An 18,415-nucleotide genomic window follows, 5' to 3' on the forward strand; every position below is an offset into this window, starting at 1 on the left:
GTCATTGGTCATTGGTCATTGGTCATTGGTCATTGGTCATTGGTCATTGGTCATTGGTCATTGGTCATTGGTCATTTGTCATTGGTCATTGGTCATTGGTCATTTGTCATTGGTCATTTGTCATTGGTCAGGGAATAGGGAACAGGGAATAGAAATTTTGTCTTCTATCTCCCTCATCTTCCTCATCTCCCCCATCTCCCTCAGCTTCCCCAGCTTCCCCAGCTTCCCCAGCTTCCCCAGCTCCCCCAGCTCCCCCAGCTCCCTCATAATTCAGCCCTCATCTTTGGGTTTGATTAGCATAGCTTGAATGGCGGCACTTAAGTAACCAATCTGCCCGTAGGCATAAACTAGATTATCAAACCGTTTAGCTGGGTCAGTCAAATGTTTCGCGGATTTGTAGAGTCCTCGGGCTATGCGTTCTCCTCCTCGTCCTAACTGACGTATCCCAGTTCGACCTGCGACTTCTTCGCGATAACACTCGCTAATCCCTTGCCACCAGCTACGCTGTAAGAACCAGCTTGCTTTGAGGCGTTCTGGGGCGACGTTATGGGCGGCGACGGCATTGGGGAGATAGGCGACTTGCCAACCTTGTTTGAGGGCAAGTTCGGTCATGTATAATTCTTCATTGGATAATAATTTTTTACCTTTGCGTCCTAGATTGGGATCAAAGCCGCCAATTTGTTCTAGGAAGGTACGCCGGATGGAGTAATTTAAGCCTCTGGGCGTTAAACCAGGTTCTTGGATATAGACAACAGTATCTCCGAGATCATACAGTCCCAGATTGCCAGCAAGTTCTGGGGATATCCAGCTAGGAGGTTCGACGCCGGGGGGCCAAATTAGGGTGACTTTCCCGCCAGCGATTGCTAATTGTTCATTCTGTTGATAAGCGTCTAGGAGAACGCTCAACCATTGGGGACTGGCGACGGCATCATCATCTAAATAGGCGAGAATTGGAGCAGTGCTTTCCTTTGCGCCAGTGTTGCGGGCAACGGAAAGACCGATGACGGGTTCGTAAACGTATTTGAGCTGAGGATGAGAGATACGGGCTTCAACAATCTCACGAGTGCGATCGCTAGAGGCGTTATCGACCACTACGACTATAAAATTATCACAATCTTGGGCTAATAGGCTATCAATGGCAGCGCCTAAATAAGCATCTCGGTTATGAGTACAGATAATCGCAGCAATCTGAGGCGTTGGCATAACTATCGGGGTGAGTCGTCGCTAGGGAGTCTAAACAGCTCTGTTGTAACACAAGAATCAGACGAATCGGCAAATCCTATTCTTCCTCTTCCCCCTACACCCTATACCCTATACCCTACACCCCCTCGAATCAGAGGGGGTGGGTTTAGTCACATCTGGGTTGCAAGTAACGATAATGGTAAAATCCGCCCCTACACCCTTAAAAATTAAAAAATTATTTACAGCCACTCAATTTCATTCACTTTTTCATCGAGTTGAGTTTGTTGTTGTCCGAGGTCACGATACCAAGCGCCGTATAGATTAATAGGAGTTTTTAGTACATCCCCAAAAGAGGCTTTCCCGGTAAAAATTTGTCCGCTGGTTATTGGCAATTCTTTGAGCAACCAGCGACTAATTAAATAGAACGATTTCTTCGAGGTTAATTTCGGTTGCAACTCAACGCCGTGTAATTCGTGTAAATATTTATTTGAACGCCCATAGCGTTGCCATTGGCTGCGAAATTCCTTTAGGTTCGTGCGGTGACGGTGTTGGACAATGGCTGTTTCGGCAAAGTCGAGTTGCCATTGAGTCTGGCGCTGAATTCGCCAACAAATATCAGCATCTCCTCCGGTTGTCATGTAGGGACGGAATAAGCCAACCTCTTGTAAGGCTTGGCGACGAATGGCTAAGTTGGCGGTTTGACCGTAGGGATAAAATGGGTGATCAAGGGTATTTTTTTGGCTTAATGTTCCTTGACGTTCGGCATGTTTTTCGAGCAGGGTTTTACCATGTAAAGCATAAATTTCGCCGACAACTAATCCGATTTGAGGATTGGCAAAGGGTTGAACTAAGAGACTCAACCACTGGGGAAGGGGGCGACAATCGGCATCGGTGAAGGCTAGAATTTCACCAGTGGATGCTTTTATGCCTGTATTGCGAGCCGCGTAGGAACTTTGAATCTGGTTTTCAGTGAGGGGGTGAAGCGTGATGCCTCTAGCTTTGGCGTCTTGAGCGGCTTGGTGCAGGATGTCAGGTGTGCGATCGCGGCTATTATTGTCTACGAGGAGGTATTCTACCTGATCCTTGGGGTATGTTTGACAGAAGAGACACTGGATTAAGTCGGGTATATCGGCGGCACCGTTGTAGATGGGAACAACGACGGATACCTTCGGGACAAAGGAGGGATGGGGTTGACTATCGGGAGTGCGATTAAGAGTCATCTGATTAAGCTAAGTAGGTTGTCTTATGGTTTATGGTTTGCGTTTTATGTCACCCCTCTCGCCATCCGTTACAGCTTTCTGTCTAATCCGTTATCCCAGTCGTCCTGCCATTTTACATTGAATGAGTTAAGCTTTTGAGAAACCCTAAAATGTGGGATGTTCCTGTATGCAATGCATGGGTATTTATACCTTAGCCAATGATGCTGTATATGACCAACTCGTTGCCTTGCTCAATAGCATTGAGGCGAATGTGAGTCCAGATATTCCCGTTTGCGTTATTCCCTATGATACTCAACTTAATCGAGTGGAGGAAGAGTTAAACGCTAGACCTAACGTCAGCCTGTTTGATAATTGGGACTCTATTCAGCGTTGGGAAGCCTTTGCCCATCAGATTTGGGCGGCACATCCTCGGGCTGGTCAACAGTATGTTAAACGTCCTCGCTGGTATGGCGGTCATTTGCAGAGAAAATTTGCTGCGTTTGATGGTTATTTTGACAAGTTTGTATTCTATGATGCTGACAGTTTAGCTATGAAGTCACTGGATAGTGTGTTTGACAAACTAGATCAGTATGATTTTGTATTTGATGATTGGGAACATAGTAAGCCAACCGATGTGGCAGCGTTAAATATTTCTATTGTTGAAGCCTCTGGTCGTTACTCAGAAGCCGAGATTCGTCCAAAACTTCATTGCGGAAGTTTTTTTGCTTCTAAACGAGGCTTTTTCGATGCCAATACAATCGAGCGACTCAAGAAACTTTTAATTGAACAGAATGAAGTTAAATGGATAAATGGGGATGACTGGTGGGGGGAGGTCAATTTGTTTAATTATATGACCCTTCGGTGTGATTATTCATTGTTTAACTTTACCCTTAGCGATAATCCCCAAGAGCGAACGGGTAACTGTGCTGGTGTCGATTCTTTTGTTAATATTGATCATATTCTTTATAATAAGCAAGGATTAAAACCTATTCACCGGATTCACTATATGAATTACTCGTCTCAAGATTTTGCGCGTCTGAGTCAAGGGCAAGATGTTAAAATAACGTATAAAGATGAGTTTTTACATTACCGATTTTACCAAGCTCCTCAGCAGAAGCCTAAGACACTGCATCCTCCCAATTGGCTAGATGAACAGACAAGCAAGCTTAAAGAATTTGTTAAAACGGTCAAAGTAAAATTTTATCGTTTATTTCAAAAGCAATACTAAATTACTATTGATGGTTATTGGAGTGGGCATGAAGCGTGTCAATATAATCCTGGTTGATAATAAGTTTGGTTTAAGTAGAGACGCGAGTATTCTCAGGGAAGTCTTGCAAAAAGCTAATTTCAAGGTTACTGTGTTTGAAGTCGGCAAACCTACACTTGACCATAAAATTCAGCGTCTATCAACCTACGTCAATCGGTTTGCCAGCGAATTGATAAACAAAAATCCCCCCTATGACATTAATTTATTTCTTGAATATGTCATCCCCGCTTGGTTTCCGTATGCTCACCTCAATTGCCTAATTCCCAATCAGGAATGGTTACGAGACGACTGGCGTCCTTTTTTAAATCAGTTTGACTACATCCTTTGTAAAACTAAATTCGCGCAAGCTATTTTTGATAAGTTAGGCTGCAAGACTGAATTTATTGGCTTTACGAGTCTTGACCGATTTAACCCTCAATCCAGCAAAAATTACGATAAATTTTTCCATCTGGCAGGTAAAAGCGCTCAGAAAGGCACAGATATCATTATCAACCTCTGGCGGCGTCATCCAGAGTGGCCCCCCCTGACTATCCGGCGGAATTGGCAAGAGCCTGACTCAATGAGTACAACTAATATTGAGTATATTACTCACTATCTGGATGATAAAATATTAAGGGACTATCAGAACAGTCATGGTATTCACCTGTGTCCTTCAGAAGCAGAGGGTTTTGGTCATTTAATTGCCGAAGCGATGAGCTGTCGTTCAGTAACGATTACCACTAATGCACCACCGATGAATGAATTGATCGCACCTGATAGAGGAATTTTAGTGGATTATTGTCTGACGAGTGTTCAGTGTCTGGGTATCAATTATCACGTTGATACCCAGGCATTAGAACAAAAGGTAAACGAACTTTTAGGAATGGATTATCTGACTAAAAAAAGCTTAGGGGATAAGGCTCGTGACTGGTATCACCAGAATGATAATCTTTTTAGGCGCAGACTTGTCGATATTCTTAATACTATTTAAATTAAGGTAAGAATTGGATTGAGGTCAGCAATTTTATACATATAAAGTGATTGACTAAGACAAGATCAGCTATTTTTTGTTCCCTATTTACTGTTCATTGGCGAATTATCTAAGCCTATTTATTATGTCTGAAGTTAGTGTTTGTATACCTACTTACAATCGTGCAAACTATCTAGTTGAGTCAGTTAAGAGTGTGCTGAATCAAACCTATAACAATTTTGAGTTAATTATTTGCGACGATGGTTCAACCGATGAGACGCCTACGGTTGTCAGTCAGTGGGATGATTCCCGAATTCGCTATATTCGACATGCTCAAAATATTGGACGCAGTAAAAATATGCGTTCTGGTTTTGATGCTGCACAGGGAAACTATTTTATCAAATTTGATGATGATGACGCCCTAACACCGGAGTTCCTAGAAAAAACGGTGGCTGTCTTAGAGACGGAACCCCGTGTTGATTTTGTCTGTACGAATCACTGGGTTATTGATAAAAATGGTAATCGGGATAAGTCAGCGACGGAAAAGAATGCGGCGAAGTGGGGAAAAGATAAGCTGAAGCAGGGTATAATTCCTGATTTAATGCGGCAAACGTTTCAATATCAGAGTTTGCAGGTGGGTTCGACATTGTTTCGTCGCGCCTGTTTACAGGATGTGGATTATATGCGCCCAGAAGCCGATGGCTGCGAGGATTTTGATTTACTGGTACGATTAGCGATCGCGGGAAAGCAGGGGTATTTTTTGCCAGAGTATTTGATGGAGTATCGGTTTCACGGGGGACAGACGAGTTTAAGACAGAATCTGCATTTTTTGAAGGCGAAGGTTTTTTGTATTGATAGTTATCGATTTCCCGATCAGGAATTAGAGAAACTACGGATACAAAAATTGGCATGGACAAAAGAAGCTTTGGGATTACGATTAATTGAAAATGGGGATACGGTTCAGGGGCGTCAAATGTTGCAAGAGGTGGCGGAGATTATTGGTAGTTCTCGGAAAGCGCAATTGGGAGTAATTTTATCCTATTTACCCCTCAGTTTGCGCCAAGCGGCGTTGCAGGTGTTTCGTCAAATGCGTCCCAAAGATTATACCGATCAGGTGCGAGAAGCGGGTTGAGAGTTCTTGGGGAATGAAGCGTGCGATCGCACAGTTTGTAGTAAGCGCTTCAGCGCTGCTAGCACTAAAGTGCTGACTACAAACCTAACTGATGAAGACGTTGATACCCTTGCCGTTGCGATCACCCCTCAAGCTAAAGTAGAATTAACGATAGATGAGGTTAAGCATTTCCATGGAAACCAAGGAGCTAAAATTTCTCCTGAAACTGCTAGGATGTCCGGACTACCGTTCTCCACTGTCGGCAAAACCATTCAATAGTATCAAAGGCAAAAACAAACTTGTCCGCGATTTAGAAACCCGGGGTTGGCTCGATTTCTCCCGTGAAATCGCATCGGTTAAAATTTTACCACCCGGTCGCGCTCTGTTGAATGTGAAACCGGATCAAGTTCCCCTCTCTTCCAGTGAACTTAGGGTACTCAACAGTATCGGTAAAGCATCGGGAAAAGTTAAACCCAGCAAAATCGATATCAAGTCGTTGAAGTCAGCCGAACGCGATGCTATTTTACAACGCTTCCATGAACGGGGATTCATTGAAGTCGAAAAACAACTGAAACGCCAAAAGGCTGAAGTGTGGATGACTCAGCGCGGACTCGATCAGCTACGAGAGGATTATATCCCGAAAAAAGGCACAAATCCAGTAATTAGCTTAGAACTGCTGGGGAATTATCTGCTGTTTTTGCGAAAATCACTTCCGAGTCAAGTGAATCCGCCTGTAACTGTCACCCAACCCCAACCTTCGTTGAGTTCAGAACCTGTACTGACCCAGAAACCAACAGATACAGAAATTTTACAACTGATTCAGCAGTTAGATAAAAAACTAGGAACCGACAATTATTTACCCATTTTTCATCTGCGTCAGAAATTACAACCTCCCTTATCTAGGGATGACTTAGATCAAGCCCTCTATCGTTTGCAACGGGAAGACAAAATTGAGTTGAGTTCATTAGTTGAGGCGATGCACTATACCTCAGAACAACTTCAAGCTGGGATTCCTCAAGAAATTGGGGGATCTTTATTTTTTATTATTGTCAACTAGCGGACTCATTTTTCACCATACCCGCCAATTCTGTTTGTAATCACTTCTAGGGATAATCATGGCAACTATTGATGAAATTATAAAACAAGAAGTCAACCCTTTTGATCCGGTAACCTTTAAAACCGGAAACTTTTGGCGAGAAGATCAACAAGTCGCCGCCACAGTTGATTCAATTCACCAAGAAGCAATTACTCAGGTGACTGAGGTTCTCCGATTAGTCGCCAGAGATCAGCGGACACGGACGATATTACTGGATGGAGACTCGGGTTCAGGGAAAAGTTATTTATTAGGACGTCTTAAAAAAAAGCTTAACCCTGACGCTTTTTTTATCTATATTGATCCCTGGGCAGATAATCAGCATATTTGGCGACATACGTTGCGCCAAATGGTAGATAGTCTGATGCAAAAGCCTGAAGGACAAGAAAGTTCTCAATTAATTCTTTGGTTGAAAGGACTATCAGCGTTTAAAGATCGCAGCATGATGAAGAGAATCCTGGGGGAACGAGGACTTTTTATTCGCAATTTTAGAAGCACTTATCCCTCGGGTATTTATCAGGCAAGAGATTTCTTTGGTGTATTGTATGGTCTCACGAATCCGGATTTATATTTTTTGGCTTGTGACTGGTTGCGAGGAGAAAATTTAGATCGAGATGACCTCAATGCATTAGGGGTTAATCAGCCTATCGATAATGAAGAAGCCGCGCGGGGAATAATCGGCAACTTTGGCAGAATTTCAGCATCGACAAAACCCATTGTTCTCTGCTTCGATCAAGCGGAAATGACACCGAAGTTTGCTGATGGAATTCCCAACTTACAATCCTTATTTAATCTTAATAGAACGTTCCACAATCAATATCTTAAAAATATTCTGGTTATTATCAGCATTGTAACGAATCAATGGAAGGTGAGTAAAGAACGTCTCGAACAATCCGATTTAGCCGGAATTGAAAAACAAGTTCGTCTAAAATCAATAAACCTTGAACAAGCTGAAGCCCTCTGGATAACCCGACTCTATTCCCTGCATGATCAAGCGACTCCTAAACCCGACTCTCCCCTTTATCCTCTCCAGAAACAAGCATTGGAGCAAAAATTTCCTGGGGGTAGAGCCAATTTGCGAAATGTATTAGGACTTGGCGGAGAATTATTTATTGAACATAAATTAGGTCATAAACCACCAATAGAAGATGCCGTTGCCACTTTTAAATTAATTTGGCTTAAAGAATTCCACAAAACCCAACAAAAAGTCGAGCGAATTCGTCAATTTTCATCGGTTGATCTGACACAAATGTTGCAACAGGCAATGAACGCCTTGCAGATCAACACTGACCCTCATCTTTTAAATCATGCTAAGTATAGTAGTTATTCCTTCAGTTATCAGCATCCCGATAAAACTGAACGACTAGGAATTTTCTGGAACGAAGAACCCAACATGACAAGCTTCAATGCAGCGATGAACGCCTGCGAAAAAGACCTGAAAAAAAACTGTTGTGATACTCTGATTCTGGTTCGAGCCGAAAAACTGGGTCAAGCCAAGAATAAAGGATATAAACTATTCAAAAAACTCTTCAACGGCTCACCGCATCGTCATCTTACCCCCCATCTCGACTCTATCCATTATCTGAGAACCTATCAGCTTTTAGTCAACTCCGCTGGTGCTGGGGAATTAGTCATTAACCAGAAAACCCTCACTCTCCCTACGCTAGAACAATTGATTCGAGAGTCTCAGGTTTTACAGAATTGTCCATTGTTACAAGACTTAGGACTTGTATCTAAACCCATTACTGATCCTGAACCCGATTTAATAAAAATCAAAGACTTCCTATTAAACCTCGTCAAAACCCAATTCATGATTGGGCGGCAAAAATTAGTTGATTTAACCATGCAAGACTTCTCCCATATCGATGAATCCCAAATCAATCAGCAAATTCAGACACTCTGTCAAGAAAACCAAATCACCCTCATCCCCCCTGACGCCAAACCCCAAGATCAATCCGTCTGCTGGAAACCCCCAATCAAAAACAACACATCCCCCTAACTTGAATGATCCTGACTCAAAACTCCTCGTCAGCAACGTCAACATTTCTCACCCAAAACGAGCAACACTAAACCTCACTTAACCCTCTGCGCCCTCTGCGCCTAACTCTGCGTTACTCTGCGTTTAAAAAAATCCTCCCATGTACCTCACCACCCCCAATGAAATCCGCAAAATTATTCCCCAACTCGCCACTTATTCAATCCTCTGGCTAGACACAGAAGTCGCCGACTGGCATACCCCAAACCCCAGACTTTCTCTCATTCAAATATTAGCAGATCCCACAGACAGAACCGGCGATCGCGCCTATATCCTTGATGTCCTAGATAACCCTTACCTAGTCAAGGATTTCGTCGCTCAGATTATGGTTAATCCCGACATTGAGAAAGTCTTTCACAACGCCAGCTTTGATCTAAGATTTCTCGGCGGGAGCCAACAAGCCCAAAATATCACCTGTACCTTCAAACTCGTCCGGAAACTCACCAGAAATTCCCGCCAAAATCCCCTGCAAGTCTCCAACAAACAACTCAAAACCCTCGCTGTTGAACTCTGTCACTTCACCAACGTTGATAAAACCGAACAAAACAGTGATTGGGGACAGCGCCCCCTCACCGCCAAACAACTGCACTATGCCAAAATGGACACGGTTTATTTGGCTCATGTGCATCACCATTTATTACAATTAACACAGCCGCCTACTCCACCCCCAGTAGTGATGACACCAAAGCGACAAACAAAAACAGCAGAACATCCTCCCTTCAGTGCAACTAAAGTGCGCGTGGCGTTTGAATGTCCGCGTTTATTCTATTTAAAACAACACTTTGATGGTAACACTCTATTTACCCCACCCGGTCAATCTATCGGAATTGGCACCGCTTTTCACACCTTAGCCCAACAATTTATCAAACTCGCTCAAGAAAATCACCACTTTTCCGACTTATTAGAACCGTCCGCTGATCAATTAAATCGCGAAGCTGTCACCATGGGGATGCAGCAGTTATTCTATCAACAGGTATTTTTTCCCTACATCGAATCCCATTCCGAAATGGCGACGGTATTGCCAAAGCTGTGGCAAGGCTTAACCGCTCTCATTCAGCGTTGGGTCGAATTATTAGTGGTAAATCGCCGCTATTGTTTGCATCAAACGGTGATTAATCAAACCTTTATTCTGGAAGAACATAAGCTGAGTTATCGCTTTCCTATCCCCAATGGGAGAACCCAGGAGGTGACGGGTCGATTTGATAGTTTAGTGTTTAATTTTGAACGCAATCGTCTCTGTTTAATTGATTATAAAACCTACGAACCGGTTGACCCATCCGCGCAGTTAGCTCAAGTGGCACTTTATGGTTATATGCTCAACAAAACGAAAGGAGTGCTGGTTGATTCAGCGGTGTATTGTGTTCTCCCAGAGTTTAAGGAGTATGCGTATTCTTGGGAACAGTTGGAAACGGCTGTCCATGAGTTGATTCCCCATAAGTTACAGCAAATGCAGGACTGGGTGAGTTGGCAACAGACTCATTCAAATCCGCCGCCGCTCACGTCGAATACTCACTTGTGTGATATCTGTCCTCAACAGGAAACCTGTCAAACGTACTTTGAAGTCAGGAGTACAGATACACAGCCCAGGAAAGGGGAAGATGAGGGGACTTCTGATGGTGCTGAAGCGTCTACGACAAAGGCTGATGGCGCTAAAGCGCTTACTACGAACGATGATGGCGCTAAAGCGCTTACTACGAACAGTGATGGCGCTGAAGCGCTTACTACAAACAGTGATGGCGCTAAAGCGCTTACTACGAACAGTGATGCGATCGCGCAACAGTTAGTCGAGACGCTACAATCCTTTAACATAGACGTTACCTGCGTGGGAACCGCCGTTGGTCCAGCGTTTATTCGGGTGAAACTGAGACCGAGTCTGGGGGTAACGGTTAACAGGTTGCTGAGATTATCGGCTGATTTACAGGTACAACTTGGGATTACTCATCCTCCCCTAATTGCGCCCCAACCTGGCTATGTCAGCGTCGATTTACCGCGTCCAGATCGACAAGTAGCGCAGCTTGAGGATTATATCACACCCCAGACAACACCAACGCAGGCTCTGGTAAAAATTGCCATTGGTGTGGATTTAGATGGGAAACTGGTAGAAGCCGACTTATCGGATGCGAATACCTGTCACTTTTTGGTGGGGGGAACAACCGGAAGCGGAAAGAGTGAATTTTTGCGATCGCTCCTGTTATCCTTACTCTATCGCCATTCGCCCCAACAGCTTAAAATCGCCCTGGTTGATCCTAAGCGTGTCACCTTTCCCGAATTCGAGCAAATCCCCTGGTTGTACTCCCCTATCGTCAAGGATAGCGAAGATGCGATCGCGTTGATGGAAAATTTAGTCGCGGAAATGGAACGGCGTTATCAGCGATTTGAGCAAGCCGGATGTTCTCACCTCGATGCTTATAATCAACAGAATAACCCACCTTTACCCCGTCTTGTCTGCATCTTTGACGAATATGCTGACTTTATGACCGAAAAAGATATCCGCAATGCTTTAGAATTGAGCATCAAACGATTAGGTTCAATGGCGAGAGCGGCGGGTATCCATTTAATTATTGCCACGCAACGCCCCGAAGCGAGAGTGGTTACTCCGATTATTCGGTCAAATTTACCGGGAAGAGTGGCGTTGCGGACAGCTAGTGAAGCGGATTCCGAGATTATTTTAGGCGGGAGACAATCGGAAGCGGCTTATCTTTTGGGGAAAGGAGATTTACTTTATAAAGTTGGGGCGAAGTTGCAGCGGTTGCAGAGTTTATTTGCTCAAAAAATTGAATTTTGAAGGGCGGACTGGATAATAGTTTTAGTCGTCTTTAGACGACTTTTGCTTTTAGCCAAGAACTTGAGTTATTGGCGGGCTTTGGGGCTTAATGAAAATGTTGAAAGATATCAAATAAGGTTTATTTTTGACCCATAAGTGACTAAACCCACCCTGACTAACGTCCTCCCTCTCCACCGTATAAGGCAGATCAGAGTATGATATAAGCATCGTCAAAACAGCCATGAATGGGACACGTTATTTCAATCGTCAATATGAAAGGGGGTGTGGGCAAAACCACACTCACCGTCAACTTGGGGACAAGTCTGGCTAAAGAACATGGGATGCGAGTCTTAATCGTTGATCTCGATACCCAGATTAATGCGACTCTCAGCCTAATCCCTCCGGTACAGTTTACGAAATGCCGTAAACAAAAGCGCACGCTACAACAATTAGTCAATCAAGCCCTTCAATCCGACTCGTTATCCTCCTCTACAGTTGAGGATGTGATTGTCCCTAACATTTGTCAGGTGAATGGACTGGACTTGATACCTGGTAATATCGAACTGTACAACGATTTCTTATTAGCTACCCAGATTTATACACAAGCCCATAGCAATCAGAAAGAATTTGAAAAAGGCTGGAATCATCTGGAAGATGGGTTAGTGAAGCGGATAATTAAACCGATTATTCCCAATTATGACTGGATTCTCTTGGATTTTCCGCCAGGAGATAATTTGCTGACGCGCAGTGGTATGATTGCCAGTGACTTTTATCTGATTCCCGCCAAGCCTGAACCTTTATCGGTTGTGGGGATGGGGATTTTGGAAGGTCGTATCCGGAGACTTAAGCAGAGCGATCGCGCTACACTCAATTTACTGGGTATTGTCTTTTCCTCCCTCGGTCATGCGACGACGATGGCAAGGAAAGTCAAAAAGCGAGTCCGTTCTGATTTTGGCGACGATAAAGTCTTTATCACCGAAATTCCCACCAATGTCGCTATTGCTAAAGCCGTTGATGAGTTTCAACCCGTAGTTCTCACCGAACCCACTTCCACGGGTGCGAAAGCGTTTATTGAGTTAACCAAAGAATTTCTCCAGCGAATTGCGTAGTGTCAGGGAGTGGGAAAGCTGGGGTAAGGGATAGGAATGCGGGGTTGTAGGGGCGGGTTTTACCGATAACAGTTTGGCACAAACCCATAACTTGACTAAACCCGCCCTTCAGGTTAAAACCGGGGGTAAAAACGTACCCTGTGATAATTATACCCTTGGGGCGGGGCGGGTTTAGTTACTTATGGGTGGGGAAAGAAACGATAGTTGTGAAACCCGCCCCTACAGAAACTTGTTCACTTGATGGGTAAAATCGCTTACCATAGTAGACTGTTGCCGAAAGCTAGGAAAATTTCAGACGCAATATGGCGTTTATAATCTAGGTTGGCTGATACCTAACTGGGTAACGTTTCTCCAAAAGGATTTTATCATGGGATTTGTCATTGCCACAGTTAACATGAAAGGCGGCGTCGGAAAGACGACGCTAACCGTCAACTTGGCAACATGCTTGGCGAAACAGCATCAAAAACGGGTTTTAGTGGTTGATTTAGATACCCAAATCAGCGCTACACTCAGCTTAATCGCCCCTCAAGATTTTGCTAAAGCCAGAAAAGCGAGACGCACGCTGAATCAGTTAATTGATAAGGCAATTCGTCCCAATCGCCACGCCAAACTCAAGATTCAGGATGTTATTCAATCTTACGTTTGTTCGGTAAAAGGACTGGATTTATTGCCGGGAGATATTGATTTGTATGATGAGTATTTAGTCTCCGAGATGCTGCATCAAGAAGCCAGTCGCGAAGAGACTCCCAATTTTAATCAGGTGTGGAATCGGTTTGAGCGGCTGTTGATTAAAAGTATTTTAGAACCTGTGATAGATAACTATGACTTTATTATCTTAGATTGCGCTCCTGGCTATAATTTGTTAACCCGTAGCGGTATTGTTGCCAGTGATTTTTATTTACTTCCGGCTCGTCCTGAACCTTTATCGGTTGTGGGAATTCAACTCTTAGAACGGCGGATTGCCAAATTGAAGGAGAGTCATAAGTCTAACATGTCTCTCGACCTACAGTTATTAGGCATTGTCTTTATTTTATCCGGAGGATTGCTGGGTCGATATTACAAGCAGGTGATGAATCGGGTAACCGAAGATTTTGTTCCGACGCAATTGTTTAAGAATCGCATTCCGATGGATGTGAATGTGGCTAAGGCGGTTGATAGTTTTATGCCTGCGGTTATCGCTTCTCCCAATTCTTCAGGGGCAAAAGCGTTTATGCGGTTAACAGAAGAATTTGTCGAGAAAATAAATGCCTATCAGAATGAGTTTAAAAAGGGTTCTAATAAAATGAATTTGGCGAATTTGGAGTGATTGAGCATTTGTCCGCTGTACTAAGACATGTTAACAAGACTCAAACTTTGTTCCATGGGGGAAGCCAGCGGATGCTTCGCTTTTTTTGCAAGGGGGAGAATTCAAAGCCTCTCTCCTTGTAGGAGAGAGGTTTTCCAGATCCAGTGAAAAGTAAGACCTACTTACTTATTCTTATAGAGGCAGTTCTATCGCCGCCTCAGATTTCCCCGTCGAGACACAAATCAGTTCGGCTTGACGTCCACCTTCCCTTAAATAGGTTAAATTCAAATGCAGATAAGATTCTGGTAAATAGGGTAATCGATCTGCCCACTCGATCGCGACGATTCCCAAGGGCATTTCCACGCCTTCCCAATAGCTTTCTAGGTCTAAGGCGGCTACGGCTTCCGGTTCTAGGCGGTACAAATCTAGATGATAGAGGGGAATGCGTCCTTCGGGATATTCGTTAATCAGAGTAAACGTGGGACTGACGATCGCGTCGGTGATTCCCAAGCCTGCACCCATTCCCTGCACCAGTGTGGTTTTACCCGCACCTAAATCCCCCTCTAGCAAAATCACAGTACCGGCGGGCAAAGATTCCCCCAGACGAACACCTAGCGATCGCGTGGCTTGTGCATCGGTTAGACGGAATTTAGTCATTCCTTACCCTTTTTACATCAGATGAGCGCGACTATACCAACGTAGTAACACCCGTGCTAACTTTTCTGGATTATGGCGCACTAGATTCGTGTGCTCATCTTCATCCATGACATTCGCTAAAACAATGCGGCGTCCTAACTCCTCGGTTGCTTCGCGATCCAGAAAAACCGGGTGGGAATTGACTTGGGCATACTTAATCAATGCTTCAGCAGAAGGCACTTTTCGATGCACCAAAACCGCATCAAACAGAGAGTGACCACAAGCATTGTCCAGGGTGCGAATATGATCAGCAACCGTATATCCGTCCGTTTCACCCGGTTGAGTCATGATATTACACACATAGATTCGGGGAGCAGTACTTGCCGCGATCGCATCCGTAATTTCTGGCACTAACAAATTCGGCAGGATGCTGGTATACAGACTACCCGGACCAATAATAATGTAATCGGCTTCGTGAATCGCTTTGAGAACAGCGGGAAGAGCTGGAGGATTTTCTGGCGTGCAACCCATCTTGACGATTTTACCATTGGCAGCCGTAATATTCGATTCGCCTTCAATCCGACGCCCATCTTCTAATTCTGCCCAGAGACAGACATCACTCAATGTCGCCGGAAGAACTCGCCCTCGCACCGCTAAAACTTGAGAACTGGCGGCAATTGCCCGTTCTAAGTCCCCCGTAATCTCGCTCATTGCCGTCAAAAATAAATTACCAAAACTGTGACCCACTAGACCATTCCCCGCTGAGAAACGGTATTGAAACAGTTCGGTTAATAGTTTTTCTTGGTCTGCTAAAGCTGCCAAACAGTTGCGAATATCTCCCGGAGGCAGAACCCCAAATTCTTGCCGCAGCCGCCCAGAGGAACCGCCATCATCGGCTACGGTGACAATGGCAGTGATATGGGCGCTGTAAATTTTCAGTCCTCGGAGTAAGGTAGACAACCCAGTACCGCCTCCCACGACGACAATTTTCGGACCACGATACAGGCGACGATGGGCGATCAGCACATCTACCAGTTCTTCATCGCCTCCGGGTTTTAGTGCCTCAGTAATCGAACCCACCGTCCGGGTTTGTCCCCAGAAGATAAACATCAGACCACAAATAATCGCGATCGGTCCGGATACATAGTTGGGAATAACCGTGGTGATTGTTTCCAGAATGGTGGACGTGAGTTGGATTAAGTAAAAAATGGGGGTCAGCTTTGCCCAAATCGCTACCCCCAGACTCGTCAGTAGTACACCTATGGCACTCAGAAGCAACCAGCGTTTGACGAATAGTCCAGGGGCTAACCACTTAAACCACCGATTCACTTGTCGGGGCGTCCTACCTCTTGACTCGTTATGCAGGGTTCGTAGAGCGCGTTTGAGGAGACTAATTGAGGACATTGCTGATACCAGAAACGGAGAACAAAACTGGATAGACTTTAGCTAAGAGCAGGGCAATTGCTCAAGTCCTTGACGGGAGGTGTATGATTGTCTGCTGTCAACTGTGCCATATTCTTTTATTAGCTGGGAGGATAGGTTGGTCAGGATACATTCTGGAAATTATACCGGGACGACTGATTAATCTAACGGAGAACGTCAAATAATCACAACGACTAGAACACCAGTCGGTGTCATCGCAGTCGATCCTAGAATTCCTCAAAACTGTAACACGAGCTACACAATCATCCCTTGAATGCAGGTCTTACTGTTCATGGCATCTGCCTGAATGAGGAAGTTTTGACCCTTCGCTTGGCTCAGAATGACACGTTAGAACGCAACTGGGTATGAGTTTTGAGTTCAGAAACGTTTGCCATCATGCACTAGACTGGTGTTCTAGGAGACAGCAAGGTAGATGGGAAAGCGAATTTTAGGACTAGACCCAGGGTTAGCGATTTTAGGCTTTGGGGCAATTATCTGCCAAGCTGAAATTAAACCAATGACCAAGGTTCGGGGAACATCGACATCTGAATCTGTACAGTTATTGGATTTTGGTGTCATTCAGACGCCAGCGCGGACGGAACTGGGAAAGCGACTCTGTACAATTTACGAAGATTTACATACGATCCTGGAGCAGTGCCAACCGGATCTAGTTGCCGTAGAGAAGCTGTTTTTTTACCGGATGGGTAATACAATTACTGTGGCTCAGGCACGGGGGGTTGTCACCTTGGTGTTAGCCCAGCATCAGGTGTCAATGGTAGAGTTTACACCTGGGCAGGTGAAGCAAGCGTTGACAGGTTACGGGAATGCGGACAAGCACGAGGTACAGCAAGCGGTGGCGCGAGAGTTAAATTTAGAGAGTATACCTAAGCCAGATGATGCAGCAGATGCTTTGGCGGTGGCGTTAACGGCATGGTTTCATCAGCAGTAATAATCTATTGTTTGATTTAATGTGAGAAGATAAAAGCCTAAGCGGGGTAAGGAGTGTGTAAAATGGGCATCATCACTCGAATCACGGATTGGTTAGAAACCCATTGGGTGACTCCTGCTTATGCTGGATGGATATTAGCGGGTATTGCGATTTGTTTCTTTGGTGCGGCGACCAATACTATGTCAGGGTGGCTGTATGTCATCAGTGGTATAACGTTTGCGCTATTGGGGTTAGCTGTCATCTTACCGCCGCGATCGCTACGTCATCTGAAAGTTCACCGACATCCCCTCTTTCCGGTTAGTGTGGGTGACGAACTCACCATTGAAATTGATATCGAAAATCCCACCCCTAAACCCAAAACATTATTACAAGTTCAGGACATTCTCCAATCGGAACTGGGAAAACCCGTGCAAACCGCGATCGAAACCATTGCGCCGAGGGGGGTCTATCACTGGGTTTATTTTCATTCCACCACTAAGCGGGGGGTCTACCACTGGCATGAAATCCAACTAAGAACTGGAAACCCCTTAGGATTATTTTGGTGTCGTCGTAGCCGCCATGCGCCAGCCACAGCGATTGTGTATCCTACAGTATTACCCTTAACCAGTTGTCCAATCGTTGACGAAATTGGCACAGATGATAGTCTACAACTGTTAAGCGATCGCCGTTCTCAATCCGCCACCGAAGACCTGACGCGATCGCTACGACCTTACCGGGTGGGTGATCCAACTCGTCTGATTCATTGGCGTACCAGCGCCCGGTATGGAGAATTGATGGTACGGGAGTTAGAAGTCTTTACGGGGTCTCAAGAAATTGTCATTTGCCTTGATAGTGCGGTAAGTTGGCAATCCGAGGATTTTGAATCAGCCGTGATTGCTGCCGCTTCCCTCTATTTCTATGCCTGTTCTCGTCAGCTTGACGCTAGACTCTGGACAGCTAGAACCGGATTATTACATGGGAATCAAGTTGTATTAGAAGCCCTAGCTGCGACCCAACCGGGAGAAGATGCAGACGCTGGTGATCCTCCCCATCTTCCCTTAATTTGGCTCACCCAACAATCCGCCAGTCTCAATTCCCTTCCTCCGGGTAGTCGTTGGTTATTTTGGTCACTATCCACAGTAGCCCAACCTGACCGACACACCTCAGGACTGACCAATTGCGCGGGTCAAATTATTGATAAAGAGGAACCCTTACAACGTCAGCTACAACAGTCCCTTAGCCGGATTTAACCGGAATGGCACTCTCAGATGAGGCTGGTGGGCAGTACATGGGTGTCAACTTAAGCCACATTACCAACGATAGGATACGGGGTGTGGGGGAAAGCGAGCAATTTTGGGGAGCTATGTATTAAACGGAGCCTGTTTGAAAAAAACATTGTGGATGAATAGGTGAGGTGAATGGTGGTAGGTGTGAG

General features: G+C 44.9%; 14 protein-coding genes. 10 read left to right on the plus strand and 4 right to left on the minus strand.

From position 1 onward, the window contains the following. Nucleotides 1-270: 270 nt before the first annotated feature. Both RIG66_RS08965 and RIG66_RS08970 read right to left on the minus strand, forming a co-directional pair. Nucleotides 271-1,203 (minus strand): glycosyltransferase family 2 protein, encoded by a 933-nt coding sequence (locus tag RIG66_RS08965; protein ID WP_446377211.1) that lies wholly within the window; start codon nucleotides 1,201-1,203, stop codon nucleotides 271-273. A gap of 218 nt (nucleotides 1,204-1,421) precedes the next feature. Next, entirely contained in the window at nucleotides 1,422-2,402 is a 981-nt protein-coding gene (locus RIG66_RS08970) for a glycosyltransferase (protein ID WP_446377213.1), read from the minus strand. 166 nt (nucleotides 2,403-2,568) lie between these two features. Here RIG66_RS08970 and RIG66_RS08975 point away from each other — a divergent pair, with 166 nt between their 5' ends. The 8 genes from RIG66_RS08975 to RIG66_RS09010 all read left to right on the plus strand — a co-directional run bounded on the left by RIG66_RS08975 (nucleotide 2,569) and on the right by RIG66_RS09010 (nucleotide 14,015). After that, complete coding sequence (locus tag RIG66_RS08975; RefSeq protein ID WP_446377215.1) at nucleotides 2,569-3,609, plus strand: Npun_R2821/Npun_R2822 family protein; 1,041 nt, start codon at nucleotides 2,569-2,571, stop codon at nucleotides 3,607-3,609. A 28-nt stretch (nucleotides 3,610-3,637) separates the two neighbouring features. Continuing rightward, complete coding sequence (locus RIG66_RS08980) at nucleotides 3,638-4,618, plus strand: glycosyltransferase (protein WP_446377217.1); 981 nt, start codon at nucleotides 3,638-3,640, stop codon at nucleotides 4,616-4,618. A gap of 124 nt (nucleotides 4,619-4,742) precedes the next feature. Beyond that, a complete protein-coding gene (locus RIG66_RS08985) occupies nucleotides 4,743-5,729 on the plus strand; it encodes a glycosyltransferase family 2 protein (protein ID WP_446377219.1) in 987 nt (328 codons plus the stop codon). 172 nt (nucleotides 5,730-5,901) lie between these two features. After that, complete coding sequence (locus tag RIG66_RS08990) at nucleotides 5,902-6,765, plus strand: transcription factor RcaD (protein ID WP_446377221.1); 864 nt, start codon at nucleotides 5,902-5,904, stop codon at nucleotides 6,763-6,765. A 58-nt stretch (nucleotides 6,766-6,823) separates the two neighbouring features. Beyond that, nucleotides 6,824-8,800 carry a P-loop NTPase fold protein gene (locus RIG66_RS08995; RefSeq protein WP_446377223.1) on the plus strand — a complete coding sequence of 659 codons (1,977 nt, stop codon included), beginning with the start codon at nucleotides 6,824-6,826 and terminating at the stop codon, nucleotides 8,798-8,800. Nucleotides 8,801-8,939: 139 nt separating this feature from the next. Next, the gene (locus tag RIG66_RS09000) at nucleotides 8,940-11,621 is read left to right on the plus strand and encodes a DNA translocase FtsK (RefSeq protein ID WP_446377225.1); all 2,682 of its coding nucleotides are present in this window, start codon (nucleotides 8,940-8,942) and stop codon (nucleotides 11,619-11,621) included. Between the two features lie 224 nt (nucleotides 11,622-11,845). Beyond that, nucleotides 11,846-12,709 carry a ParA family protein gene (locus tag RIG66_RS09005; protein WP_446377227.1) on the plus strand — a complete coding sequence of 288 codons (864 nt, stop codon included), beginning with the start codon at nucleotides 11,846-11,848 and terminating at the stop codon, nucleotides 12,707-12,709. A 367-nt stretch (nucleotides 12,710-13,076) separates the two neighbouring features. Continuing rightward, entirely contained in the window at nucleotides 13,077-14,015 is a 939-nt protein-coding gene (locus tag RIG66_RS09010; RefSeq protein WP_446377229.1) for a ParA family protein, read from the plus strand. Between the two features lie 171 nt (nucleotides 14,016-14,186). Here the strand turns inward: RIG66_RS09010 and tsaE are convergent, their stop codons facing one another. Together tsaE and RIG66_RS09020 are read right to left on the minus strand one after the other, a co-directional pair. Then, complete coding sequence (gene tsaE / locus RIG66_RS09015; protein ID WP_446377231.1) at nucleotides 14,187-14,651, minus strand: tRNA (adenosine(37)-N6)-threonylcarbamoyltransferase complex ATPase subunit type 1 TsaE; 465 nt, start codon at nucleotides 14,649-14,651, stop codon at nucleotides 14,187-14,189. Between the two features lie 12 nt (nucleotides 14,652-14,663). After that, the gene (locus tag RIG66_RS09020) at nucleotides 14,664-16,034 is read right to left on the minus strand and encodes a gluconeogenesis factor YvcK family protein (RefSeq protein WP_446377233.1); all 1,371 of its coding nucleotides are present in this window, start codon (nucleotides 16,032-16,034) and stop codon (nucleotides 14,664-14,666) included. Nucleotides 16,035-16,485: 451 nt separating this feature from the next. Here RIG66_RS09020 and ruvC point away from each other — a divergent pair, with 451 nt between their 5' ends. Together ruvC and RIG66_RS09030 are read left to right on the plus strand one after the other, a co-directional pair. Continuing rightward, nucleotides 16,486-17,001, plus strand: coding sequence for a crossover junction endodeoxyribonuclease RuvC (ruvC, locus tag RIG66_RS09025; protein ID WP_446377235.1), 516 nt, complete (start codon nucleotides 16,486-16,488; stop codon nucleotides 16,999-17,001). Nucleotides 17,002-17,063: 62 nt separating this feature from the next. Further along, on the plus strand, nucleotides 17,064-18,230 hold the full coding sequence (locus RIG66_RS09030) for a DUF58 domain-containing protein (protein WP_446377237.1): 1,167 nt from the start codon (nucleotides 17,064-17,066) through the stop codon (nucleotides 18,228-18,230). The last annotated feature ends 185 nt before the right edge of the window (nucleotides 18,231-18,415 follow it).

This window comes from Coleofasciculus sp. E2-BRE-01, from assembly GCF_040221695.1.
Taxonomy (GTDB): domain Bacteria; phylum Cyanobacteriota; class Cyanobacteriia; order Cyanobacteriales; family Coleofasciculaceae; genus Coleofasciculus.

Bases quoted from the DNA above. Each gene is read 5' to 3' on its own strand.
- RIG66_RS08965 (WP_446377211.1), bottom strand. From the start codon at position 1,203: ATGCCAACGCCTCAGATTGCTGCGATTATCTGTACTCATAACCGAGAT.
- RIG66_RS08970 (WP_446377213.1), bottom strand. From the start codon at position 2,402: ATGACTCTTAATCGCACTCCCGATAGTCAACCCCATCCCTCCTTTGTC.
- RIG66_RS08975 (WP_446377215.1), top strand. From the start codon at position 2,569: ATGCAATGCATGGGTATTTATACCTTAGCCAATGATGCTGTATATGAC.
- RIG66_RS08980 (WP_446377217.1), top strand. From the start codon at position 3,638: ATGAAGCGTGTCAATATAATCCTGGTTGATAATAAGTTTGGTTTAAGT.
- RIG66_RS08985 (WP_446377219.1), top strand. From the start codon at position 4,743: ATGTCTGAAGTTAGTGTTTGTATACCTACTTACAATCGTGCAAACTAT.
- RIG66_RS08990 (WP_446377221.1), top strand. From the start codon at position 5,902: ATGGAAACCAAGGAGCTAAAATTTCTCCTGAAACTGCTAGGATGTCCG.
- RIG66_RS08995 (WP_446377223.1), top strand. From the start codon at position 6,824: ATGGCAACTATTGATGAAATTATAAAACAAGAAGTCAACCCTTTTGAT.
- RIG66_RS09000 (WP_446377225.1), top strand. From the start codon at position 8,940: ATGTACCTCACCACCCCCAATGAAATCCGCAAAATTATTCCCCAACTC.
- RIG66_RS09005 (WP_446377227.1), top strand. From the start codon at position 11,846: ATGGGACACGTTATTTCAATCGTCAATATGAAAGGGGGTGTGGGCAAA.
- RIG66_RS09010 (WP_446377229.1), top strand. From the start codon at position 13,077: ATGGGATTTGTCATTGCCACAGTTAACATGAAAGGCGGCGTCGGAAAG.
- tsaE (WP_446377231.1), bottom strand. From the start codon at position 14,651: ATGACTAAATTCCGTCTAACCGATGCACAAGCCACGCGATCGCTAGGT.
- RIG66_RS09020 (WP_446377233.1), bottom strand. From the start codon at position 16,034: ATGTCCTCAATTAGTCTCCTCAAACGCGCTCTACGAACCCTGCATAAC.
- ruvC (WP_446377235.1), top strand. From the start codon at position 16,486: ATGGGAAAGCGAATTTTAGGACTAGACCCAGGGTTAGCGATTTTAGGC.
- RIG66_RS09030 (WP_446377237.1), top strand. From the start codon at position 17,064: ATGGGCATCATCACTCGAATCACGGATTGGTTAGAAACCCATTGGGTG.